Source organism: Halomonas sp. 113, assembly GCF_904067645.1.
Lineage (GTDB): Bacteria > Pseudomonadota > Gammaproteobacteria > Pseudomonadales > Halomonadaceae > Vreelandella > Vreelandella titanicae.
Map to the genome: position 1 here is coordinate 570,245 of NZ_LR881453.1, position 21,418 is coordinate 591,662.

The window sequence follows — 21,418 nt, forward strand, 5'->3', positions numbered from 1 at the left end:
GCTGAGTCTAAATTAAGTCAAGCTAGGTAGTGACGAGCGTCTTCTAACCTAGGTACTTTATGATGGGTCACTATATCATGCTGTCAACGTTTCTGGGCATGGGCGCCCGATACGCACTGGGTTTCAGCAGCAACAGAATGACTGCGCTTATGCAGCGCTTCGACATGGAACTAAGAGTGATGCATTTTCTTGGGAGAACTGGATGGCGGCAAAACAACACGCCTACCGGAGGGCTTTGAGTGGTTTGCTGCTGAGCGCAGTGGTGCTGGTGAGTATTGATGCCACCGCTTGGGAGCGTGATCAGACAGTGATTACACTCTCGCCTCAGGTGCGTACCTTGCCCCATCGTGAAGCGATCGAGCCCATCGCCTTGGAGGAAGCACGAGCCTTTCTGCGCGAACACCGCGTCGTCGATGATACCGAGGCGTTGCAGGAACTGGCTTACGTAGTGGCGGGAGATGATCGCCGCTTGATCAGTGGTGCGGGAGATAGGTTATACGTGCGTGGCGTTGTGCCACACCATGGTCAGGTGGGTATCTATCGGCAGTCGGAGCCCTACCTGGCAATGGATGGCACGCCGCTGGGCTTAGAGCTGATCAACGTTGGCATCGCTCGCCACGTCAGCAGTGAAGGCGATATTGCGCAGCTTGAAGTCGTTAGCTCCCATCAGGAAGTGCGGGTTAACGATATTGTGTTGCCCTTGGAGGAGCGCGAGCTGAGCCGTGAGTTTATGCCCCGCGCGCCGCCCAATGCGGTTGAGGGTCATGTTATTGCCGTGCCAGGTGGCGTGCGTTTTATTGGCCGTTTTCAGATCGTTGCGCTGGATCTTGGCACCCTGGATGGTTTGCAGGCGGGGCATGTGCTGCGAGTCAATCAGCAGGGTGAGCTGATCAACGATCCACGTACCCAGGAGCTGGTGCAACTGCCCAGCACAGAGGCGGGCAGTGTGATGGTCTTCAAGCCCTATGATCGCGTCAGCTATGCCTTGGTGATGCAGGCGTCCCGGATACTGGAAGTGGGCGATGGGGTTGGGTCAGCGACGAACTAACAGGCGGCACACAAAGACGTTTAAAAGGAGGAAGTATGGACGCCCAGGCGTGGCTGGTGGTCAATGCGTTGCCGGGTATGGGGGCGCTGCGTATCGCGCAATTATTAGCCCGTCAGCCGCAGTGGCCAGAAGGCTGGCTGGCAGCACTGCCGAGCCGTGCTGCCAGCGAGTTGCGCCTGTGGCTTGAACATCCCACGCGCAGCCCGTTGCAAAATGTGGTTGATGAAACCCTGGCGTGGCAGCGAAGCGGCCCAAGTCGCCATGTACTGCATCGAGATCACCCCGCTTGGCCTGCGCTGTTAAATGAATTGCCCGACCCGCCTGTGGTGCTCTGGGCCCAGGGGGATCTTAGCGCCCTGGAGGGCCCCAAACTTGCCATGGTAGGCACTCGTCGCCCCACCGGCGAAGGTACCCATAACGCCCAAACCTTCGCTCGCGATCTAGCCCGCCGCGGCTGGTGCGTGGTCAGCGGTATGGCCTTGGGAGTTGACGGTGTTGCCCAGCGCGCAGCGCTAAATGCCGGTGGGCGCACGATCGCTGTACTCGGCTGCGGCGTAGATGTGATCTATCCCGCCTCTCACCGTGATCTTCACGAGCAGCTTAGCTCTCTACCCGGTGGCCTGGTGGTGTCAGAACATCCGCCAGGTACGCTGGCCCGCCCGGCGTTTTTCCCGCGGCGCAACCGAATCGTTACCGGCCTCTCGCTCGGTACCCTAGTGGTCGAAGCCACCGAAAAAAGCGGTTCGCTGGTCAGTGCACGGCTTACTCTAGAGCAAAATCGCGAACTGTTTGTGCTGCCCGGTTCGCTACACAATGTACAGGCCCGCGGCTGCTTGACACTACTGCGTCAAGGCAGTGCGCACCTGGCCTGTAGCGTCGACGATATCATCGCTGATCTTGGCCACTGGGCGGAGGCGTTTATCCCGCCTGAGACGGAAGAACAGCCATCTGAGCCAGAACCGCTACCTGATAGCTTGTCTGACAATAGCTTGCCCGATTCCTTATTAGCGTCATTATCGGCCACGCCGACGCCTATTGATCTCTTGGTGCACGCCACTGGCGTGACGGTCAGCGACTGCCAGCAGCGCCTACTGATGCTGGAGTTAGAAGGCTGGGTTGCACAGCAGGCGGGAGGCTGGGTGCGGTTGCCGCGGCCATGATAGGATAAAGTCATTAAAGGCCTGTTAGCCGTGAGGAGAGAGCATGAGTTTGGCGACCGATCTAGCCCCTGCGATTAGCGCGCTGCGTAGTGGGGGAGTGATTGCCTGTCCCACTGAAGCGGTTTGGGGGCTCAGCTGTGACCCCGAAAACGACGCAGCCTTAGCCCATCTAATGCGCATGAAAGAGCGCGACCCTGCCAAGGGCGTCATCCTTGTTGCTGCCAATATTGGCCAGTTCCACCCCTGGTTGAGCCAGCTTCCCCTCGCGATGCATGCTCCTCTTGCGGCAAGCTGGCCGGGGCCCAATACCTGGCTAGTGCCTGATTATGGCCGCAGCCATGGGCTGGTGCGTGGCGCCCACGAGCGCGTAGCGCTGCGGGTGACCGACCACCCGGTGATGAAAGCCCTGTGCGAAGCTTTCGGTGGTCCGTTGGTATCAACCTCGGCCAACCGTTCGGGGGAACCGCCCGCGATGAGCGCCGCCGAGATTACTGACATCTTTGCTGATGAAGTGGCCTATATAGTGCAAGGCGAGCTGGGTGGCAATGCCAAACCCAGCACTATTAGAGACCTAGCCACCGGTAAAATCATGCGTTCTTAAACCGGCTCTCCAACTATTCACCACTCACCCATTACGACTCACCCATTACGACTCACCAATGCCCCCAGGAGTTACCGTGGCCCACGAGCACCTTGATGACGTTAAACGCTACCTTCTTGATCTGCAGGATCGGCTCTGCGCTGGATTGGCAAAAGCCGATGGCGCTGCCCAGTTCCAAGAAGATAGCTGGGAGCGTGCCGAGGGCGGTGGTGGTCGATCACGGGTGATGACCCATGGCGGCGTATTTGAAAAAGGCGGCGTCAACTTCTCCCATGTCTATGGCACCCAGCTGCCGCCTTCGGCCACCGCCGCGCGCCCTGAACTGGCTGGTCGCAGCTTCCACGCGGTGGGCGTTTCCTGGGTGCTGCACCCGGAAAACCCCCATGTGCCTACCAGCCATGGCAACGTGCGCTTCTTTATTGCCGAGAAAGCCGGCGAGCCGCCGGTGTGGTGGTTTGGCGGCGGTTTTGACTTAACGCCGTTTTATCCCGTGATGGAAGACGTGGTGCACTGGCACCGGGTGGCAAAAGCCGCCTGCGACCCCTATGGCGATGATGTTTATGCGCGCTATAAGGCCTGGTGCGACGAGTACTTTTACCTTAAGCACCGCGATGAAACCCGCGGCGTCGGTGGGCTGTTTTTCGATGACCTGAACGAAGGTGAGTTTGCCGATTGTTTTGCCGTTCAGCGCGCGGTGGGCGACAGTTTCTTAGCGGCTTATTTGCCCATCGTTGAGCGCCGTAAAAATGACGCCTGGGGCGAGCGGGAGCGCGACTTCCAGCTTTACCGCCGTGGCCGCTACGTGGAGTTCAACCTGGTGTGGGATCGCGGCACGCTATTTGGCTTGCAGAGCGGCGGGCGCACGGAGTCAATTTTGATGTCAATGCCGCCAATGGCGCGCTGGGAGTACGCCTTTGAGCCAGAGCCCGGCAGTCCCGAAGCGCGTTTGCAGGATTTCTTATACCCCCGCGACTGGCTCGGTGAATTCGCTGAGGATGCAGGTCAAGGAAAAAGCGGAGAGCTCTCATGACCGATCGCTACTGCGTGTTTGGCAACCCGGTCAAACACTCCAAATCCCCGCAGATCCACGCTGAGTTTGCCCATCAAGCCCAGCAGGCCCTTGAGTACACCGCTGAAGAAGCACCGGTGGATGGTTTTGCAGGTGCGTGGCGGGCGTTTATCGACGCGGGCGGGCGTGGCGCCAACGTTACCGTGCCGTTCAAGGGCGATGCTTTTGCGCTGTGCGACACCTTGAGCCACCGCGCCCGTCGTGCAGGGGCGGTGAATACTCTGATTCTGGGTGGTAATGGCCGTACCTACGGCGATACTACCGATGGCATTGGCCTAGTGCGCGATTTGGCCTATCACCGTGTGGCGTTAGCAGAAAAGCGCATTTTGGTGGTAGGCGCAGGCGGCGCCGTGCGCGGCATTCTGGAGCCCCTGCTTGCCGAGCAGCCCAGTGAAATCGTCGTGGTCAACCGCACCGCCGCCAAGGCCGAGCAGCTGGCCAGCGATTTTGCTGATCTAGGGCCTATCCACGGCGGTGGTTTTGATACCGTTAATGGCACTTTTGATGTGGTGATTAACGGCACCAGTGCCAGCCTATCAGGCGATTTACCGCCGTTGCCTGATACGTTGTTCAATACCAATGCCTGGGCCTACGACATGATGTACGGGGCCGAGCCGACGGTATTTTTACAGTGGGCAGGCCCGCACGGCGCGAAGTTGCTTGACGGCTTAGGCATGCTGGTCGAGCAGGCCGCCGAGTCGTTTTTTCTGTGGCGTAATGTGCGCCCTGAAACCGCGCCTGTGCGAGAAATGCTGCGCCAATCACTTAACTATTCATAGCCGCATCCAACTAACGCTGCTAAAAAAGCGGGGGCGGATACTGTATCCGCCCCTGCCTTTATTGATGCCACTAATAACGTTTCACTTAGTGCGTTTGACGTACAAGCCCACCGTGCACATCACCAGCCCCACCACCGAGAGCAGCATGCCGCCATTGACTAACAGCGGCGAACGCTCCAGCCAGGAGACAAACGGTTGCGGGGTGTCTCTACAGGCACTCTCGATATAGTCCCAATGGCCGCCATCAAGCTGGCACGCGCGTACGTCGTTTAGCTCCCAGAAATACACGCCCATCAGCACAAACAGCGGCAGTACCAGTAGCAGTAATCCCAGCTTAATCATTTAAACCTCAAGAGCCGTTAAGGACGCGGGCAGTTGGGTGTACGACCATTGCTGCGAGCCTGCTCGTACAAGGCAAGTGCTTGATCCATATTACCCTGCAGCCCTTGAATACGCTGGCCTTGGCCAGGGTGAGTCGACATCCACTCGGGGGGCGCACCGCCACCTGTGGCCGCCTGCATATTTTCCCAAAGGGTCACGCTCTCACGGGGATTGAAACCGGCTTGAGCCATGAGATCCAAACCAATCACATCGGCCTCACTCTCATGGGCCCGGGAGAAGGGAAGTACGATGCCGTACTGTGCGCCCATGCCGAGCACGCCCATGAGTTGCTGGCCACCGGCAGACTGCATGCCAGAGGTGCTGGAAATCACCGACAGGCCTAATGAGGTGGCGCTCTCGGTGGAGGCGCGCTCATTGGCATGGTTGGCCAGTACGTGACCAATTTCGTGACCGATAACGGAAGCAAGCTGATCCTGGGTCGTGGCAATATCCAGCATGCCGGTATTCACGCCCATATAGCCGCCGGGAAGCGCGAACGCGTTGGGCTGTTCGGACTCAAATACGCGAATTTGCCAGTCTAGCTGCCGCTGTTCGGCGGGGAGTTCCGCCACGATGGCATCGGCAATACACTGCACATAGCGGTGGCTGGCCTGGCCCGCCGTGGGCAGCTCCTGCTGATATTGAGTGAACGCTTGGCGCCCCATCTCATTCAATTCGCTATCAGAGAGCAACAGCAGTTGCGAGCGTCCGGTGGGCGAGGTGGTACAAGCGGCGATAGACGCACATAGTGCGGTAACAGCGAGAGGGCGAAGCCAGCGCATGAGTCGGTTTCCTTATAGACGAAAGAGTTTCTTGCACACAAGATAACCGCTGATAGCAGTAAATCAATCCCCCATCATAACCCACCTAGTGGTTGAGCATGGGTGCTGAATTGAGTCCCCTCTGAACCAAGGCTAGGCCGCAGACGATTGGCTGCAAGCTCCTAGACATAAACCCTTAGCGCTGGGGTACTAGCTGCCCATCGGCACCTACGTTTAAACGAATTGTCGGCGTTAATAATCCTGACGGTAGTTTCATACCCAACCCGCGTAGATCCCCAGGCGTGATGGCCAGTTGACTGCCAGGCGGTAGCTCGCCTTGAGACGCCAACTGGCTGGCAAGCTCCAGCATGGGGGCCAGGCGTTGGGTGTCGGTGGCGAGTACATCAAAGGCAACCGGTAGGCGTAAATTAGCATCATCGCCAGAGGTCAGCGTGACGTCCTGTTCATAGTTACCTTCCACAGGATCAACGCCCGGCATATCCAGCGCCCAGCGAAAGCCTGACATCTCCACCGGTGGCATGCCCGCAGGTAAGCCCAGCCCCATGGCAATGGTGGCCTGAACGGGCAGGCTACCGGCACCAAGGCTAGACGCAATCAGGCTGGTTAAATCGCTGGTGTCTAGCCCCGCATTAATGCTGTAAGGGCCAATGCGAACATCCTCAACCCCCAGAGAGGTCACCGCCAAACGAAACGCAAACAAACCGGTTTGGGGGAGGGCGAGACAACCCGTGAGTAGGCTGGCAACGCCAAACAAGGTCAGCCAGCGCCAGTAGCGAGCAATATAAAGCATAAGATAAGAGTCCCCTTAAGTAGGACGTAAGCAGTGGGGTAACGACGCTAAGTGTAAAGTGCTGATGCAAGCTTGTTAGCTTCGGGCTAATAAGCGCGGCTATTTGAGGGCTGAAGCTATTTTCTGTCAACAGAATTTACGTGTTCAAGCGCCTATTTAAGGCTAGAACCAAAACGCCCGCTTGATGATACAAGCGGGCGAATTCAAAAGGCAGCTAATAAGGCGTTTAACGACGGCTTTTACGCGCCTCTTTGGTGCGATTAAGCTCGCGCTTTTTAGCTTTCTCTTTGTCGCTGGCGCCCGCCATGTCATCGAACGGGTTACTGCCCGAGCGGAACTCAAAGCGAATTGGCGTGCCGCGTACCTTGAGCACCTTGCGGAAGGTGTTGGTCAAATAGCGACGATAGGCTTCTGGCAACGCCTCGGTTTGGTTGCCGTGGACGACGATAATCGGCGGGTTGCTGCCACCCTGGTGAGCCATCCGCAGTTTAATGCGTCGACCGTGTACCATCGGCGGTGGGTTTTGGCTTACCGCGTCCTGTAGCAGGGTAGTGAGGCGGTTGGTCGACCAGTGGGCGTTAGCGGCGTCAAAGGCGCGATCAATCGAGGGGTAGAGATCCCCCACTGCCGTGCCGTGTAGAGCAGAGATGAAGTGCAGCTCGGCATAATCCGCAAAGCCCAGGCGGCGCTTCACTTCAGTGCGCATTTTGTCCTTGGCTTCGGTCTCCAGGCCGTCCCACTTGTTGACTGCAAGCACCAGGGCACGACCGGTGGTCAACACGTAGTCGAGCAGGTGCAAATCCTGCTCCACCAGACCGCTGGAGCCATCCAGTACCATGATCACCACATGGGACTCTTTGATCGCATCCAGCGTCTTGATGATGGAGAATTTCTCGGCGATTTCGCGCACGTTCTTGCGCCGCCGAATACCCGCGGTATCAATCAGCACATAGGGCTTGCCGCGGCGCTCAAAAGGAATCTCGATAGCATCGCGGGTAGTGCCCGCCTCATCAAACACGACGACCCGATCTTCGCCCAGCAGGCGATTGACCAGAGTCGATTTGCCCACGTTCGGGCGGCCAATCACGCCGATGCGAACGCCTTTACTGCCGGTGTCGGCAGGAATGCTGGCATCGCGCTCCGGAAACGGTTCGAGCACCACATCTATCAGGGTGGAAACGTTGCGCCCGTGGGCGGCAGCAATTGGCCAGGGGTCGCCTAGGCCGAGCGACCAAAAGTCGCCCATTGCCGAATGCTCTTCTAACCCATCGGTTTTATTCACCACCAGCCAGGTTTTTTTCTGGTTAACCCGCAGGTGGTTGGCAATCGCTTGGTCAGCGGCGATAAGGCCGGCGCGAGCGTCGACCATAAACAGCACGATATCGGCTTCATCAATGGCGGCGAGTGACTGCTCCGCCATGGCGGCGTCGATACCTTCTTCGTCACCGCTGATACCGCCAGTGTCGATAACCGTATAGACCTTATCGCCCAGCATGCCATTGCCGTACTTACGGTCGCGGGTGAGGCCGGGAAAGTCGGCCACCAGGGCATCACGCGAGCGCGTTAGGCGGTTAAACAGCGTCGATTTACCCACATTGGGGCGACCGACTAAAGCAATGACGGGTGTCATGGAGTGACTTCCAGGGTTTCCAGGCGACCATTGTTGGCCTGAACATGAATGGTGCTGCCTTCAGTGACCGGGCGTACGCTGATGCCCGAGCTGTGCACGCGAGTGCGACCCACGATATCGCCTTCGCGAGCGTCGATCAGGTGAACATAACCTTCAAAATCGCCGAACACTAAACGGCCATCGGCGAAGGCGGGGGCGGTCAACCAACGATCTTCTAAATCGTCGTTGCGCCAAATTTCGCGGCCGTTGTTAGCGTCGAGGGCGACGACTTGGCTGTCATCGGTGACCACAAACAGGAAGTCGCCGACCAGAATCGGGGTATGGCGACTGGAGAGATCCGCTTCCCAAAGTACGTCGCCTTGAGTTGCTTCCAGCGCCACCACGCGGCCGTTATAGCTGGTCACGAACAGGCGGCCATCGGGGCTGATGATCGGCTGGCCGGAAAGATCGACCAGGCGTTCCACTTCACTACGCCCTTGGGGGGTGGCAATCTGCATTTCCCATAGCGGCTGGCCGCTGCGGTTATCCAGCGTGGCCAGGCGGCCATTGGCCAGGCCAACAAAGCTGACTGGATCAATGACCATCGGTGTACCGGTACCGCGCAGGGTGAGTGACGGCTGCGAACTGGTGTATACCCAGCGCTCTTCACCAGTGGCGCGATCCAAGGCAGTCACACGGCCATCGACACTTTGCACGACCAGCAGTTGCTGGTTGGCCTGGGGCGCGGCAAGCACTTCGCTGGATACCCGCGAGCGCCATTCTTCGCTGCCGTCACGTTGATCCAGCGTGATCACTTCGCCGTTACCGGTGGCCAGATAAACCTGACCGGCAATTGCCGTTAGCGCGCTGGAAATAGGGGTATCAAGGTCGATTTCCCACTCGACGTCGCCGCTGTTGGCATCCATCGCCATCACCACGCCTTCGACATCGGCCGCAAACACGGTGTCGCCTTCACGGGAAGGCGCGATGGGGTAACGGGCATGGCCCAGGCCATCGCCCACGTTGCGCCGCCACTGAGTTTCCAGCGAGGAGGTCTCGTCGAAACTACGCAGCTCTTTGGGGGTATAGGCAGGCTCGCCTTTACTCGCGCAACCGACCAGCAGTGCCAGCGACAGCGCGCCTAAGCTTGCGCGTACTAGCTGTTTCGTTGGGATACCAAAAGTCATTGTGTCGCCTCCTCAGCGCCGAGATCGTCAAGCTTGAACTGCACGCCGTAAAGCGGCTGGTCTTTGGTTTGAGACACTTCTAGAGCGGTTTCCCAGGCATCGCGGGCCGCCTCGGTGTCGCCTTGGGCGGCGAACGCATCGCCGCGCACGTTAGCTTTTTGGGCCGCTAGCGCATCACTAATCGGCTCGTCTAACAGCGCATGCGCCTGTTTAGGGTTACCGTCGGCAAGCTCGATACGGGCTAAACGTAGCCACGCCAAGCTTTGCACATAGCGGCGCGAGGAATCGGCTGCGCTTTCCAGTGCGGTGCGTGCTGCTTCCAAGTCGCCTTGCTGAACAGCCAAGCGGGCGTCGAGCAGCAGGGCGAGTTCGGCGTAGAGCGTATCGCCATGCTCGTCGGTCAGTTCGCTAACCATTTCCCGCGCGCTTGCTAGTTGCTCCTCGTCAAGCTCGTTGCCAGCGGTCATATTGACTAACTGCTGATAGCGCATGGAGGCCGCTTCAGCCTGGCCTTGCTGATAGTTCTGCCAGGCATTCCAGCCGAACACCCCGGCCGCCGCCAGGACAGCGCCTGCAATCAACGACATGCCGTTCTCTTTCCACCAGCGCTTGACGGCGTCTAGCTGTTCTTCTTCGCTTCTCAGCTCCACCACGGGCGGGCTCCTTTCTTCTAAAGTCGTATGTTTAGACCGTCGCATGCAAGCAGGCAGCCTGCAGGGCTTATGCGTTAGCCGTTAAAAGCTCGCCCAGCGTGCGGCCTAATGCGGCTTGAGGAACGCTTTGCTGTTCGCGGTCATCGCGCAGAAACTTGACCGTTGCCGACTGCGTCGCGATTTCATCTTCACCGATCAGTATGGCTATCGTAGCAGCGCTCTTGTCGGCTTTTTTGATTCGGCTTTTAAAGCTGCCGCCGCCGCAATGAAGTTGTAGACGCAGTTCAGGCAGCTCGCCACGCAGTTGCTCGGCCAGGGTGATCGCTGCCGTGGTGGCGGTATCATCCATGGGCAGCAAATAGACATCGCAGCCGCCAAGGGCGTTCTCAGGAATCAGTTCCAGGGTGTCGAGTAGCAGAATCAGCCGCTCAATGCCCATGGCAAAGCCTACCGCTGGGGTAGGCTTGCCGCCCAGCTGTTCGACTAGGCCGTCGTAGCGTCCGCCTGCACACACGGTGCCCTGGCTGCCCAGCGCAGTCGTGGTCCACTCGAACACGGTGCGGCAGTAGTAGTCGAGCCCGCGCACTAAGCGTGGGTTGATCACATAGTCAATGCCTGCTGCTTCAAGCATCTTCGTGAGCTGCTCAAAGTGTTCCTGGGATTCGGCATCCAGGTGATCCATCAACTGCGGCGCGCCGTCGAGCATCTCCGCCATGGCCGGATTTTTGGAGTCGAGAATACGCAGCGGGTTGCTGGTCAAGCGGCGTTTGGAGTCTTCATCGAGAGCGTCTAGGTGCTGCTCAAAGTAGGCCACCAGCGTATCTCGGTAGGCTGCCCGCGCCTCTGATGAACCTAGCGAGTTTAGCTCCAGGGTAACGTGCTCCATCAAGCCGAGTTCCTGCCACAGGCGCGCTGAAAGCAAGATCACCTCGGCGTCGATATCCGGGCCATCAAAACCGAAGGTCTCGACGCCGATCTGGTGGAATTGGCGGTAACGGCCTTTTTGCGGGCGCTCATAGCGAAACATCGGCCCCTGGTACCACAACCGCTGAGTTTGGTTATACAGCAGGCCGTGCTCCATGGCCGCGCGCACGCAGCTGGCAGTGCCTTCGGGACGCAGGGTCAAACTCTCGCTGTTGCGATCATCGAAGGTGTACATCTCTTTTTCGACGATATCGGTAACTTCACCGATAGAGCGTGCAAACAGCGCGGTTTGCTCAACGATAGGCGTGCGGATTTCATTAAAACCGTAACGCAGCATTAGCTGGCGTACTTTGGCTTCAAAAAATTGCCAGCGTGGGCTATCGCTGGGCAGTAGGTCGTTCATACCACGAATGGCTTGAATTTTTTTAACGGCGGACTTGCTCAAAGAAAACTCCTTATTCTGCCATCAGGCGTGGCTCACCCAGGCTGGCAGCCAGCCCCAGCTAAACGCTGCGGGCAATCATATCGTCTTGCTGCTGCTGTTTTTCGCGCACTTTTTCGCGAATCAGCTGCTCGAGATCATCTACCAAGTGGTCGTTGCGCAGCTTGCTGGCGGGCTTGCCGTCGATATACACCAGGTTAGCGGGACTACCGCCGGTCAGGCCGATATCGGTCTCTTTGGCTTCGCCGGGGCCATTGACCACGCAGCCGATCACCGAGACGTTGAGCGGTGTCATTACGTCTTCCAGCCGCTCTTCGAGCTGGTTCATGGTGTCAATGACGTCGAAGTTCTGGCGCGAACAGCTGGGGCAGGCAATAAAGTTGATGCCTTTCGAGCGCAGCTTGAGGCTGCGGAGCATATCAAAGCCGACCTTGATCTCTTCCACCGGGTCTGCTGCCAGCGAGACGCGGATCGTGTCGCCGATTCCGTCCATCAGTAGCATACCCAGACCAATCGATGACTTGACCGTGCCCGAGCGCAGACCTCCCGCTTCGGTAATCCCTAAGTGCAGCGGCTGCTCGATGCGTGCGGCAAGGTCGCGATAGGCGGCCACGGCCATAAATACATCCGAGGCTTTGACGCTGACTTTGAAGTCGGGGAAGTCCAGGCGATCCAGGTAGTCAATATGGCGCATGGCAGACTCCACCAGCGCTGCTGGCGTGGGTTCGCCATATTTCTTCTGCAGATCTTTTTCCAACGACCCTGCGTTGACGCCAATCCGGATCGGAATGCCATGATCGCGGGCCGCGCTAACCACCGCGCGTACGCGGTCTTCACGGCCGATGTTACCTGGGTTGATGCGCAGGCAGTCGACGCCGAGTTCGGCGACGCGTAGGGCAATTTTGTAATCAAAATGGATATCGGCAACGAGCGGTACATTGACGAGTTTTTTGATCTGACCAAAGGTTTCGGCGGCGTCCATATCAGGTACTGAAACGCGTACGATATCCGCACCGGCTTTTTCCAACTGCTGGATCTGGGCCACGGTCGCGGCGACATCCAACGTGTTGGTATTGGTCATGCTTTGAACGGCAATGGGGGCATCACCGCCCACCGCGACGTTTCCAACCTGAATCTGGCGGGAATGGCGGCGTTTTATCGGAGAAGGGGCGTGCATAAGACGGGTCACTCTCCCAAGGTGAATCGGGCAACATTGTTGGCGCCTGCGCGGGCGGGAAGATCAACTTCCTCGCCTTGGTAGCGCAGCTCAACGCCGGTGGCATTACCTACGGTTAAGCGAAACGGAGGCTCACCCTCGACGGTTGTCGAGGTGCCGGGCGTTTGTAGGCCCACGAAGACGCGCTGGTTGGTGGCATCAAAAATTTCCGTCCACGACTGCTCGTTAAACGTCAGTTCGAGGACGTTGGCATTGGCGGTTTGCTCGGCGGCAGCGTTTTGTTCGCTATCAGTATCGCTCTCTTCAACACTGCTTTGCTCAGGCCTGCTAGGCTCATTGCTATCGTCGGCGGTGCTGGCCGTATCGGTGGTGCTATCCAGTGCGGATTCGTCGAGGCCAGTCACTGCGTCAACATCAGCTTGATCGCTGGGCGCTTGTTCTTGCGCAGCCGTCGGTGAAGGCGTGACGTTGGTGGCATTACTGGGCAGCGTCGCGCTTTCATCGCCACTGGTGAAGCTTGAATCCGTACTCTCTGCTGTTTCAGCGGGTTCACTGGTCGGCTCTGCCGGGGCGGTAGCGGTCTCTTCCGGGGAGGTTGAGCCAAAGCCCGGCGGCTCATTGCCACCCCGGCTTTGCCACCACATCACGGTCACCGCGATAAGACCCACAATTACCAGCAAAGTCACCAACTTGAACAGCCAGGCGCCAATACGGGAGGGTGGCCTCGCCGTGGAGACCGGGGTAACTTGGCGTTCGGTGTCGCTACCGCCGCTGCGGGCTTGATAAGCTTCAAGCACCAGCCGGTCATCCATGCCCAGGTATTTAGCGTAAGAGCGCAGGTAGCCGCGTCGATAAGCGGCGACAGGGATCTCTTGGTAGTCATCCTGCTCAAGCCCTCCCACCACGGCGGGGCGCAGGTTGAGCGCCCGGGCCGCATCGGCGAGCGGAATACCAAGCTGCTCGCGCTGGCGAGCAAGAAGTTCGCCAGGAGAGGCGCTAGTGTTAGGACTATCAATGACGTTTTCTTGTGACTGTGTATCGCTCATGGCTGAGCATCCTTCATTAAATAAGCGGTGATCAGGGCGTCAATCAGTCAGTCGTTGCCAAGCAGGCGCTGGTATTCGGCGGCGACGCTATGCTCGCCGCGTGAATGAGCGATATCAACCGCCATTCTTAGCGCTGCTTGGTTGGGCTCGGCGAGCTGTAAATAGGTTTGCAGCGGTGCCCAGGCCTGAGAGTAATTGCCCTGAGAATATTCGAGTTCAGCTAACATTAAATAGCCGCGTGAATTACGCGGATCAATACTTTGCGCGCGCTCCAATCGAGCGCGCGCCTTATCAAATTCTTCCAGCGCCAGATAACACTGCCCTAAATTAGTAAATAGCTGGGCACGGTTGGCGTACTGGGCATCCTGTGAGGCGGTTTCTAACTGCTCACAGGCGGCGTTTAACTGGCCCTGACTGAACAAGAACGCCGCATAGTTGTTGCGGGCGCGGGTGAAGTCAGGCTCGGCATTCACCGCCTGTTGAAAATAGTCGTTGGCAAGTGCACTTTCGCCCTGGCGTTGATAAACCAGTGCCAGTGCTTGCAGCGCTTCTGCATGGTGTGGGGCAATTTCAAGTGCCCGATCCAGTGCGTTGAGAGCGCGGGGAAGATTATCGCGCTCTAAATAGGCGACGCCAAGCTGGGTATAGGCTTCTGCCGCCGCGGGGGTAGCTTGTGGTGAAAGGTTGTTGGACGAGGCACAGCCGGCTAGCCACAAGCTACCGATAAGCACGGTGAGCATGGGCACCCGCGATGGGTGTTGGCGCCTGCGGTGAGCGATCATGTAAATCCTCTTGTGGTGAACGTCCAACTGCGAGTAAGGCAATACATACAAACAGCAGTGCTAATCTAAATAAAAACCGTGACCATCAAAGCGCCGTGCCAAGCGGAAGTCAAGATAAGCCCGGTTTTCGACACTCCACCCCCTAGTCCGCGTCGAGCTGTACTGACTGGATATAGCGCGCGCTGCGTTTGGTGCGGTCTTTCACGCGACCAACGAGCTGGCCACAGGCAGCATCAATATCTTCACCTCGGGTTGTTCTAACCGTGGCGTTGTAGCCTAAATCATACAACCACTGCTGGAAGCGCATAACCTGATTACGCGACGGTTTTTCGTACCCAGAGTTTGGGAACGGGTTAAACGGGATCAGGTTGATTTTACACGGCAGCTCTTTAAGCAATGCAGCAAGCTGCTCGGCGTGTTCCTGCTGATCGTTGACGTCCTTGATCAGCGTGTACTCAATGGTGACCTGACGATTGTCCGGGCATTTGGAAAGGTAGCGGTGGCAAGCATCCAGCAACGTGCGAATATTGTACTTACGGTTGATGGGCACCAGCTCATTGCGCAACTCGTCCGTAGACGCATGCAGCGAAATCGCCAAGCTAACGTCCATTTCATCGCCAAGTTTGTCGATCATCGGCACCACGCCAGAGGTCGACAGCGTCACGCGGCGCTTGGACAGGCCATAGCCGTTGTCGTCGAGCATCAGCTTCATGGCAGGCACAACGTTGTCGAAGTTGAGCAACGGTTCGCCCATGCCCATCATCACTACGTTGGTCACCGGACGGTTCGCCGTATCACGCCGCGGGCCAACGCTGCGCTGAGCGACCCATACCTGGCCGATAATTTCAGCAGCGGTTAAGTTGCGCTGAAACCCCTGCTTGCCGGTGGAGCAGAAGCTGCAGTCCAGCGAGCAGCCGACCTGGGAGGAAACGCATAGCGTGCGGCGCTTACCGTTCTCCGCCGGGATCAGTACCGTTTCTACATAGCTGCCGTCTTCCACTTCCAGCACCCACTTACGGGTGCCGTCGCTGGAAGTACCCTCATAAATCACCCCTGGGCCACGAATTTCTGCCAGCCGGGCCAGTTTTTCACGCAGTGCTTTGGAAAGGTTCGTCATGGCAGCAAAGTCATCGCTGCCTTCCTGGTGAATCCACTTCATTAGCTGCGCGGCACGGAACTTCTTTTCGCCGATCGACAAAAAGAAGGCTTCCATCTGCTCACGGGACATGCCAAGCAGGTTTTGACGCTCAGGCGTCGCTTTTGCAGCAGGCTTGCTGGCGGCGTCAGTATGTGGGGCGGGCGTGTGTTGGGCTACATTGGTGGTCATGGCGGTCAGCGTTATAGAAAGGGGCGGGGGACTAGCCCCCGCAAAATGGCCGGCAACGAAAGTTGATTCGGCGGCGCTACCTTAAAGGCTTAGCGCGGGCAGATTTCGTCGTTGCCAAAGAAGTAGCTAATTTCGCGCTCAGCGCTTTCCGGAGAATCAGAACCATGGACAGCATTGGCGTCAATTGTTTCCGCAAAATCGGCGCGAATAGTGCCGGGTGCCGCTTCTTTCGGGTTGGTCGCACCCATCAGGTCACGGTTTTTAGCGATGGCGCCTTCACCTTCAAGCACTTGTACAACCACCGGCCCAGAGGTCATGAAGCCAACCAGGTCTTTAAAGAACGGACGCTCTTTGTGTTCTGCGTAGAAGCCGCCAGCCTTCTCTTCAGAGAGATGAACCATTTTGGCTGCGACGACTTTTAGACCCGCTTTTTCGAAGCGAGCAATGATGTCACCGATAGCATTCTTGGCAACGGCATCAGGCTTGATAATAGAAAGAGTGCGTTCAGTAGCCATGTAAATGGTCTCCTTAAAAAGGCTTAAGCAAAAAGTGCCGCCCTAGAAGGCCAGGGCGGCCCAGAAAATGATTCAGTTAATAGCGCTTCGGCAGTTAGCGTTTTTAAACGCTAATGTGTCAAAAAAGCATGCGGGCGTAACCCGGCTGCCTGCGCTTGTGTATCCAGGGGCGTGATTATAGCGCTTAAGCCGGGGTATGAATACCGGCGATGAAGCTGACCAAGCAATGCTTAGACGGTAAAGCTCTCACCGCAGCCACACTCATCTTTGACGTTAGGGTTGTTGAAGCGGAAAAAGCGGTTCAGCCCTTCGCTGACGTAATCCACTTCGCTACCGTTAAGCATCTCTACCGCATCGGGAGCGACATAGACGCTGGCACCGTGGGCTTCAAAATGGACTTCTTCGTCACTGACAGTGTCGGCAAAATCGAGCACGTAGCTATAGCCAGAGCAACCGCTTGGCTTGACCGAGACGCGCAGGCCGAGGCCTTGGCCGCGCTCGTCGAGCACGTGACGAATCTGTTGTGCGGCAGCCGGGGTAATATTGAGTGTTGCCATGAGGCGTCCTCCTTAAAAATAGTCAGCTAGTCAGCCGCTTGACGGGGCGGTGTACGTAAACCGCTCACCGCATGGCGTATGAGCGTTAGCGCATGATCAATGTCGGCTTCGGTGGTAAAGCGCCCGAAGCTAAAACGCAGCGATGAGAGCGCCAGCGAGCGTGGTGTGCCGATGCCGAGCAGCACATAGGACGGGTCGACGCTGGCCGAGTTGCACGCCGATCCGGTGGAGACCGCTACATCGCGCAACGCCATCAGCAGTGACTCGCCGTCGACACCTTCGAATGCCAGATTGAGAATGTTGGGTACTGCTCGCTTTTCAGTGTCATTCAGCGGCGTGTTCGAGAACACACCATCAAGCCCCTCCAGGCCACGCAGAAAGCGCTGCTGCAAGCCCATAATATGGACGTTGTCTTCGTCGTACTGCTGCTGCATCAGTGCAAAGGCTTCACCCATGCCAGCAATTTGGTGTGTCGGCAGGGTGCCAGAGCGCATACCGCGCTCATGACCGCCGCCATGTATCAGCGCCTCAACGCGGATGTCCGGGTGGCGCTTCACATAAAGCGCCCCGACGCCTTTAGGGCCGTAAGTTTTATGGCCGGACAGCGACATCAGGTCGATCTGCTGAGCCACTACGTCTAAGGGAATACGCCCCACCGCCTGGGCAGCATCCGTATGAAACGCCGCGCCAAACTCATGGGCAACGGCCGCTAGAGCCGAGATATCGTTGATACTGCCCAGTTCGTTGTTAACCGCCATCAATGAAACCAGCGCGGTGTCATCGCGCATCGCTGCGCGCAGTTGTTCGGGTTCAATACGGCCATCCTGGCCCGGCGTTAGCCAGGTAATCTCAAAGCCCTCTTTCTCCAGCGCATGGGCAGTGTCAACGATGGCTTTATGCTCAATCGTCGAGGTCACCAAGTGTAGGCCACGCTCGCGGTTGGCGCGCATAAAACCAATCAGCGCTAGGTTGTCAGCTTCGGTGGCGCCGCTGGTCCAGACGATCTCTCTCGGGTCGGCGCCAATGGCATCGGCCACCTGGCGGCGCGCCTGCTCAATCACCTGCTCTGCCTGCCAGCCCAGCATATGGCTGCGCGAAGCCGGGTTGGCAAATAGCTGGTCAACCGTCAGGTAGCGTTGCATAACCTCAACCACGCGGGCATCCGCCGGCGCGGTGGCGGCGTAATCCAGGTAAATGGGCAGCGTGGGTGTGGTCATCGTTACGTTCCAGCGGTTGATCGATCAAGGTAATCGGGTTTGTGTCGTGGGGTCAGGGTGAAGAGGCGAGAATGCCTGCCTCGGCACGCTGTTTCTGTCGCGACGCAATACGTATGACATCAGGACGCAGCATCAGTTGTGCCAGGGTCATATCGTCAAGAAAATGGCGTATCTGCACGGAGAGCTCGCACCACAAATGGTGGGTCAAGCAGGTGTCGCCCTGTTGGCAGTCAGAGAGCCCCTGGCAACGGGTGGCATCAACGCTTTCATTTACTGCGTCAATCACCTTTGAAACGCTAATCGCGTCCGCAGGCTGCGAAAGCAGATAGCCGCCGCCTGGGCCGCGCACGCTGTTGACCAAGCCTGCACGGCGCAGGCGAGCAAAAAGCTGCTCTAAATAGGAGAGCGATATCTCTTGACGCTGGGAGATATCGCTTAGGCTGGTCGGGCCGTTGTGGGCATGCAAGGCTAAATCGAGCATGGCGGTAACGGCGTAACGGCCTTTAGTGGTCAAGCGCATGGCAAGCCCCTCGACGCTGAAAGCTCAGCGCACTAACGGCAAATGTGCTGCCATTATGGGAAAACCTGAGTGCTTTGGTCAACCATTACGCGGCGGCAGCGTTTCTTGCTCGGCTGATGGTGGAGTGGCCGAGTGCTTGCCAACGCCGGTGCAGCCGGTATCGTTCTCGTCCAGAATATCGGCAAAATCTTCATCGCGCAGCGCCGGTAACTGGCCGTCACGGTAGTTGTCATCTAGCTTACGCAGGGTAGAGCACATGCGCTCAATGCGCTCATCCACGGCGTGCATATGGTCGAGCATTGCCTGCATCGAACGGGCTACGGGGTCGGGCATGTCCTGGCTGACGCCGTAGGCGTCAAAGCCAAATTTTTGGCAGATGGCTTCGCGTCGGGCGGGGTCGACATCCAGTGCTTCTTCCACATCGGGGTCGGCGCGTTTAACGATTTTACCGGGAATACCTACCACCGTGGCGCCCGGCGGTACTTCTTTGGTGACCACGGCATTAGAGCCAATTTTCGCTCCAGCGCCGACCGTAAAGGGCCCCAGTATTTTGGCGCCCGCACCGACAATCACGCCATCCCCCAAGGTGGGATGGCGCTTGCCTTTGTTCCAGCTGGTGCCGCCCAGGGTGACACCTTGATAGAGCGTTACGTTATCGCCCACCAGCGCCGTTTCGCCAATCACCACACCCATGCCGTGATCAATAAAAAACCGCCGACCAATCGTGGCGCCAGGGTGAATTTCAATGCCGGTGAGCCAGCGTGAAAACGTCGATAGCGTCCGCGCTAGCCACTTGAGGTTTTTTTTCCACAGCCAGTGGCCGCAGCGATGCAGCAGGAGGGCGTGCAGGCCAGGATAGTTGGTCAGCACCTCAAGAAAGTTACGTGCGGCCGGGTCGCGGTCAAATACGCTGTTGATGTCTTCACGTAGACGTTGAAACATGAGGTGTTCCTTGGCGTTATATAAGGCGGCGTCTAGCTATTGAACTATTAGAACGGATTTTTGAAATATCGCCGGTTCTTGGAATATCAATAGAGAAATCACGTTAGCAGAATAGCGAAGTTGGGGCACGCAGCATCAACTTCAAGCTTAGCGTTTCCAGCCTAATAAATTACGGCTTGGGTGGCTTGGTGTTCGCAGCCTTTTCGGTAGCCGACAGAATTCCACGCAAAATATTCATTTCCATGCGTTCTGGGCGAGCGCGCAGGTACAAGCGGCGCAGTCTCGCCATTAGCTGTCGTGGCTGATCAGGGTCGTGGAAGTCAATACCAATCAGCGTGCGCTCTAAGTGCTCAAAGTAGCGCTCTAGCTCGGCGTGGGTGGCCAGATCATCGTCATCATTTGGCACAGTTGGAGGTGCATCCGCTTGGCCATCTGATTGGCTTAGCCACGCCATGCGACACTCATAGGCAAGCACCTGAACCGCTGCGGCCAAATTGAGTGAGCTAAAGTCGGCATTGGTAGGAATATGCACATGTGCGTGGCAGCGCTGTAATTCAGCATTGGTAAGGCCGCTGTCCTCGCGCCCGAATACCAGCGCCACGCGAGGCTCAGCAGCCTGGCACTCGGCGGGCAGCCGGTCAGCTAACTCCCGCGGTGAGAGCATCGGCCAGGGCAGAGTGCGTGAGCGCGCACTGGCGCCCACGGCCAGAGTGCAATCAGCTACCGCCTCTTCCAGTGAGGCATGCACACTGGCTTGATGAAGGAGGTGGTCAGCGCCGGAGGCACGGGAAATGCTGTCCTGGGTAATCACTTCACAGCGGGGGGCAACGAGGGCTAAATCTGCCAGGCCCATATTGTGCATGGCGCGTGCCACGCCGCCGATATTGCCGGGATGGCTGGTGCCGATAAGAACAATGCGAATGCGCTCAAGCATGATAAGGCTCGGTGAATAAAGAGGGTGATTATTATCGCGTAAAGCGCGCAGTCTAGCATGAGTCGGTGGTATGCCCGAGAGTGGTCTGCTAGAATTGCGCGCCAAAGGCGGCACCTGCGCCTACTTATGCTCTATGATTAGCATCACGTTCTTTAACATCACTGTCACAAGGCCCGATCATGAATCCGATGGTCCAATTTACGCTGCGTGCTGCACGCGGCGCTGTTGAGCACTTCCTACGCGTACGCGAACGTATTGAAAACGCGCACGATGAATTTAACCTTGACCGCCTACTCGACGAGACGGCGCGCAAGGCCGAAGCGACGATTGTTCAGCAGTTGGAGCGCGGTTATCCCCAGCACGGTGTTACCGGCCGCTTTACCCCGCACCGCGCGGGTGAAGGCGAAGGCGCGGATATCGTCTGGAAAATTGAACCGATGCACGGCTACTCTAATTTAGCCGTTGCCGGCAAGGGCTTTGCACTCTCAGTGGTGTGTCTTATCAAAGGTCGTCCCGAACACGCGGTGATTATCTGTCCGTTCGCCGACGATGAATATATCGCCAGCCGCGGCCGCGGCGCCCAGCACAACGACAAGCGCATGCGCGTTAGCAAGCCTACCGCCATTAGCGGCACGCGTATGGCCATGAGCCTGCCGGAAGTTTGGCTTCGCCCGCGCAATTTACCTGCTTATTTAACCGTTTCACAGCAGCTTGCCCCACAGGTAGAAAACCTGCTGGCCACCGGCTGTGGGCTGCTGGATTTGTGCGAGTTGGCCACTGGGCGAGTGGATAGCGCTTTTGTGCTCGGCCTGGAAGAGCAGGATATGCTGGTAGGCACGCTGTTCCTGAAAGAGGCGGGCGCCTTGATGGGTACGCCGGACGGCCAGCCCACGGTGAAAGTGGAAGGGCAGCTAATGGCAGCCGGGCCGCGTCTCTATAAAGCGCTGATCAAGCAGCTCACGCCGCACTTTTAAGT

23 protein-coding genes are annotated in these 21,418 nt (G+C 57.8%); 6 read left to right on the plus strand and 17 right to left on the minus strand.

The features are described 5' to 3' along the window. The first annotated feature begins 202 nt into the window (after window positions 1-202). The 5 genes from YERSI8AC_RS02865 to aroE all read left to right on the plus strand — a co-directional run bounded on the left by YERSI8AC_RS02865 (window position 203) and on the right by aroE (window position 4,657). Entirely contained in the window at window positions 203-1,048 is an 846-nt protein-coding gene (locus tag YERSI8AC_RS02865) for a peptidoglycan-binding protein (protein WP_159176037.1), read from the plus strand. A 35-nt stretch (window positions 1,049-1,083) separates the two neighbouring features. Next, window positions 1,084-2,208, plus strand: coding sequence for a DNA-processing protein DprA (dprA, locus tag YERSI8AC_RS02870; protein ID WP_089690633.1), 1,125 nt, complete (start codon window positions 1,084-1,086; stop codon window positions 2,206-2,208). A 43-nt stretch (window positions 2,209-2,251) separates the two neighbouring features. Then, on the plus strand, window positions 2,252-2,809 hold the full coding sequence (locus YERSI8AC_RS02875; protein ID WP_022520093.1) for an L-threonylcarbamoyladenylate synthase: 558 nt from the start codon (window positions 2,252-2,254) through the stop codon (window positions 2,807-2,809). Window positions 2,810-2,885: 76 nt separating this feature from the next. Beyond that, window positions 2,886-3,839 carry an oxygen-dependent coproporphyrinogen oxidase gene (gene hemF / locus YERSI8AC_RS02880; protein WP_159176038.1) on the plus strand — a complete coding sequence of 318 codons (954 nt, stop codon included), beginning with the start codon at window positions 2,886-2,888 and terminating at the stop codon, window positions 3,837-3,839. Beyond that, on the plus strand, window positions 3,836-4,657 hold the full coding sequence (gene aroE / locus YERSI8AC_RS02885) for a shikimate dehydrogenase (protein WP_138800465.1): 822 nt from the start codon (window positions 3,836-3,838) through the stop codon (window positions 4,655-4,657). The genes hemF and aroE overlap by 4 nt, the downstream gene beginning before the upstream one ends. An 81-nt stretch (window positions 4,658-4,738) precedes the next feature. Here the strand turns inward: aroE and YERSI8AC_RS02890 are convergent, their stop codons facing one another. The 17 genes from YERSI8AC_RS02890 to YERSI8AC_RS02970 form a co-directional block, all read right to left on the minus strand. Beyond that, window positions 4,739-4,999, minus strand: coding sequence for a hypothetical protein (locus tag YERSI8AC_RS02890; protein ID WP_039860539.1), 261 nt, complete (start codon window positions 4,997-4,999; stop codon window positions 4,739-4,741). A 17-nt stretch (window positions 5,000-5,016) separates the two neighbouring features. Further along, window positions 5,017-5,820: a M48 family metallopeptidase gene (locus YERSI8AC_RS02895; RefSeq protein WP_009288401.1), complete on the minus strand. Its 804-nt coding sequence runs from the start codon at window positions 5,818-5,820 to the stop codon at window positions 5,017-5,019. Window positions 5,821-5,995: 175 nt separating this feature from the next. Further along, window positions 5,996-6,610, minus strand: coding sequence for a hypothetical protein (locus YERSI8AC_RS02900; protein ID WP_009288402.1), 615 nt, complete (start codon window positions 6,608-6,610; stop codon window positions 5,996-5,998). A gap of 226 nt (window positions 6,611-6,836) precedes the next feature. Continuing rightward, a complete protein-coding gene (der, locus tag YERSI8AC_RS02905; protein WP_022520083.1) occupies window positions 6,837-8,240 on the minus strand; it encodes a ribosome biogenesis GTPase Der in 1,404 nt (467 codons plus the stop codon). Further along, entirely contained in the window at window positions 8,237-9,406 is a 1,170-nt protein-coding gene (gene bamB / locus YERSI8AC_RS02910) for an outer membrane protein assembly factor BamB (RefSeq protein ID WP_022520082.1), read from the minus strand. Before bamB ends, der begins: the two co-directional genes overlap by 4 nt. After that, on the minus strand, window positions 9,403-10,059 hold the full coding sequence (locus YERSI8AC_RS02915) for a YfgM family protein (protein ID WP_027957429.1): 657 nt from the start codon (window positions 10,057-10,059) through the stop codon (window positions 9,403-9,405). Before YERSI8AC_RS02915 ends, bamB begins: the two co-directional genes overlap by 4 nt. A 67-nt stretch (window positions 10,060-10,126) precedes the next feature. After that, window positions 10,127-11,428 (minus strand): histidine--tRNA ligase, encoded by a 1,302-nt coding sequence (gene hisS, locus YERSI8AC_RS02920; RefSeq protein ID WP_022520080.1) that lies wholly within the window; start codon window positions 11,426-11,428, stop codon window positions 10,127-10,129. A 58-nt stretch (window positions 11,429-11,486) separates the two neighbouring features. Then, a complete protein-coding gene (gene ispG / locus YERSI8AC_RS02925; protein ID WP_039860545.1) occupies window positions 11,487-12,602 on the minus strand; it encodes a flavodoxin-dependent (E)-4-hydroxy-3-methylbut-2-enyl-diphosphate synthase in 1,116 nt (371 codons plus the stop codon). An 8-nt stretch (window positions 12,603-12,610) separates the two neighbouring features. Beyond that, window positions 12,611-13,648: a RodZ domain-containing protein gene (locus tag YERSI8AC_RS02930; RefSeq protein WP_009288406.1), complete on the minus strand. Its 1,038-nt coding sequence runs from the start codon at window positions 13,646-13,648 to the stop codon at window positions 12,611-12,613. A gap of 47 nt (window positions 13,649-13,695) precedes the next feature. After that, a complete protein-coding gene (pilW, locus tag YERSI8AC_RS02935) occupies window positions 13,696-14,430 on the minus strand; it encodes a type IV pilus biogenesis/stability protein PilW (protein WP_022520078.1) in 735 nt (244 codons plus the stop codon). Window positions 14,431-14,572: 142 nt separating this feature from the next. Next, window positions 14,573-15,757 carry a 23S rRNA (adenine(2503)-C(2))-methyltransferase RlmN gene (rlmN, locus tag YERSI8AC_RS02940; RefSeq protein WP_159176039.1) on the minus strand — a complete coding sequence of 395 codons (1,185 nt, stop codon included), beginning with the start codon at window positions 15,755-15,757 and terminating at the stop codon, window positions 14,573-14,575. Window positions 15,758-15,846: 89 nt separating this feature from the next. After that, on the minus strand, window positions 15,847-16,272 hold the full coding sequence (gene ndk, locus YERSI8AC_RS02945; protein ID WP_022520077.1) for a nucleoside-diphosphate kinase: 426 nt from the start codon (window positions 16,270-16,272) through the stop codon (window positions 15,847-15,849). 230 nt (window positions 16,273-16,502) lie between these two features. Continuing rightward, window positions 16,503-16,829: a HesB/IscA family protein gene (locus YERSI8AC_RS02950; protein ID WP_022520076.1), complete on the minus strand. Its 327-nt coding sequence runs from the start codon at window positions 16,827-16,829 to the stop codon at window positions 16,503-16,505. Between the two features lie 26 nt (window positions 16,830-16,855). Beyond that, the gene (locus YERSI8AC_RS02955) at window positions 16,856-18,046 is read right to left on the minus strand and encodes an aminotransferase class V-fold PLP-dependent enzyme (protein WP_159176040.1); all 1,191 of its coding nucleotides are present in this window, start codon (window positions 18,044-18,046) and stop codon (window positions 16,856-16,858) included. Between the two features lie 52 nt (window positions 18,047-18,098). Further along, a complete protein-coding gene (gene iscR / locus YERSI8AC_RS02960; RefSeq protein ID WP_022520074.1) occupies window positions 18,099-18,566 on the minus strand; it encodes a Fe-S cluster assembly transcriptional regulator IscR in 468 nt (155 codons plus the stop codon). 78 nt (window positions 18,567-18,644) lie between these two features. Beyond that, entirely contained in the window at window positions 18,645-19,508 is an 864-nt protein-coding gene (cysE, locus tag YERSI8AC_RS02965; protein ID WP_138800467.1) for a serine O-acetyltransferase, read from the minus strand. A gap of 169 nt (window positions 19,509-19,677) precedes the next feature. Continuing rightward, entirely contained in the window at window positions 19,678-20,442 is a 765-nt protein-coding gene (locus YERSI8AC_RS02970) for an RNA methyltransferase (protein WP_159176041.1), read from the minus strand. Between the two features lie 179 nt (window positions 20,443-20,621). Between YERSI8AC_RS02970 and YERSI8AC_RS02975 the strand changes: the two genes are divergently transcribed. Further along, window positions 20,622-21,416 (plus strand): inositol monophosphatase family protein, encoded by a 795-nt coding sequence (locus tag YERSI8AC_RS02975; RefSeq protein ID WP_159176042.1) that lies wholly within the window; start codon window positions 20,622-20,624, stop codon window positions 21,414-21,416. Window positions 21,417-21,418: the final 2 nt, after the last annotated feature.

Bases quoted from the DNA above. Each gene is read 5' to 3' on its own strand.
- YERSI8AC_RS02865 (WP_159176037.1), top strand. From the start codon at position 203: ATGGCGGCAAAACAACACGCCTACCGGAGGGCTTTGAGTGGTTTGCTG.
- dprA (WP_089690633.1), top strand. From the start codon at position 1,084: ATGGACGCCCAGGCGTGGCTGGTGGTCAATGCGTTGCCGGGTATGGGG.
- YERSI8AC_RS02875 (WP_022520093.1), top strand. From the start codon at position 2,252: ATGAGTTTGGCGACCGATCTAGCCCCTGCGATTAGCGCGCTGCGTAGT.
- aroE (WP_138800465.1), top strand. From the start codon at position 3,836: ATGACCGATCGCTACTGCGTGTTTGGCAACCCGGTCAAACACTCCAAA.
- YERSI8AC_RS02890 (WP_039860539.1), bottom strand. From the start codon at position 4,999: ATGATTAAGCTGGGATTACTGCTACTGGTACTGCCGCTGTTTGTGCTG.
- YERSI8AC_RS02895 (WP_009288401.1), bottom strand. From the start codon at position 5,820: ATGCGCTGGCTTCGCCCTCTCGCTGTTACCGCACTATGTGCGTCTATC.
- YERSI8AC_RS02900 (WP_009288402.1), bottom strand. From the start codon at position 6,610: ATGCTTTATATTGCTCGCTACTGGCGCTGGCTGACCTTGTTTGGCGTT.
- der (WP_022520083.1), bottom strand. From the start codon at position 8,240: ATGACACCCGTCATTGCTTTAGTCGGTCGCCCCAATGTGGGTAAATCG.
- bamB (WP_022520082.1), bottom strand. From the start codon at position 9,406: ATGACTTTTGGTATCCCAACGAAACAGCTAGTACGCGCAAGCTTAGGC.
- ispG (WP_039860545.1), bottom strand. From the start codon at position 12,602: ATGCACGCCCCTTCTCCGATAAAACGCCGCCATTCCCGCCAGATTCAG.
- YERSI8AC_RS02930 (WP_009288406.1), bottom strand. From the start codon at position 13,648: ATGAGCGATACACAGTCACAAGAAAACGTCATTGATAGTCCTAACACT.
- pilW (WP_022520078.1), bottom strand. From the start codon at position 14,430: ATGATCGCTCACCGCAGGCGCCAACACCCATCGCGGGTGCCCATGCTC.
- rlmN (WP_159176039.1), bottom strand. From the start codon at position 15,757: ATGACCACCAATGTAGCCCAACACACGCCCGCCCCACATACTGACGCC.
- ndk (WP_022520077.1), bottom strand. From the start codon at position 16,272: ATGGCTACTGAACGCACTCTTTCTATTATCAAGCCTGATGCCGTTGCC.
- YERSI8AC_RS02950 (WP_022520076.1), bottom strand. From the start codon at position 16,829: ATGGCAACACTCAATATTACCCCGGCTGCCGCACAACAGATTCGTCAC.
- YERSI8AC_RS02955 (WP_159176040.1), bottom strand. From the start codon at position 18,046: ATGACCACACCCACGCTGCCCATTTACCTGGATTACGCCGCCACCGCG.
- iscR (WP_022520074.1), bottom strand. From the start codon at position 18,566: ATGCGCTTGACCACTAAAGGCCGTTACGCCGTTACCGCCATGCTCGAT.
- cysE (WP_138800467.1), bottom strand. From the start codon at position 19,508: ATGTTTCAACGTCTACGTGAAGACATCAACAGCGTATTTGACCGCGAC.
- YERSI8AC_RS02970 (WP_159176041.1), bottom strand. From the start codon at position 20,442: ATGCTTGAGCGCATTCGCATTGTTCTTATCGGCACCAGCCATCCCGGC.
- YERSI8AC_RS02975 (WP_159176042.1), top strand. From the start codon at position 20,622: ATGAATCCGATGGTCCAATTTACGCTGCGTGCTGCACGCGGCGCTGTT.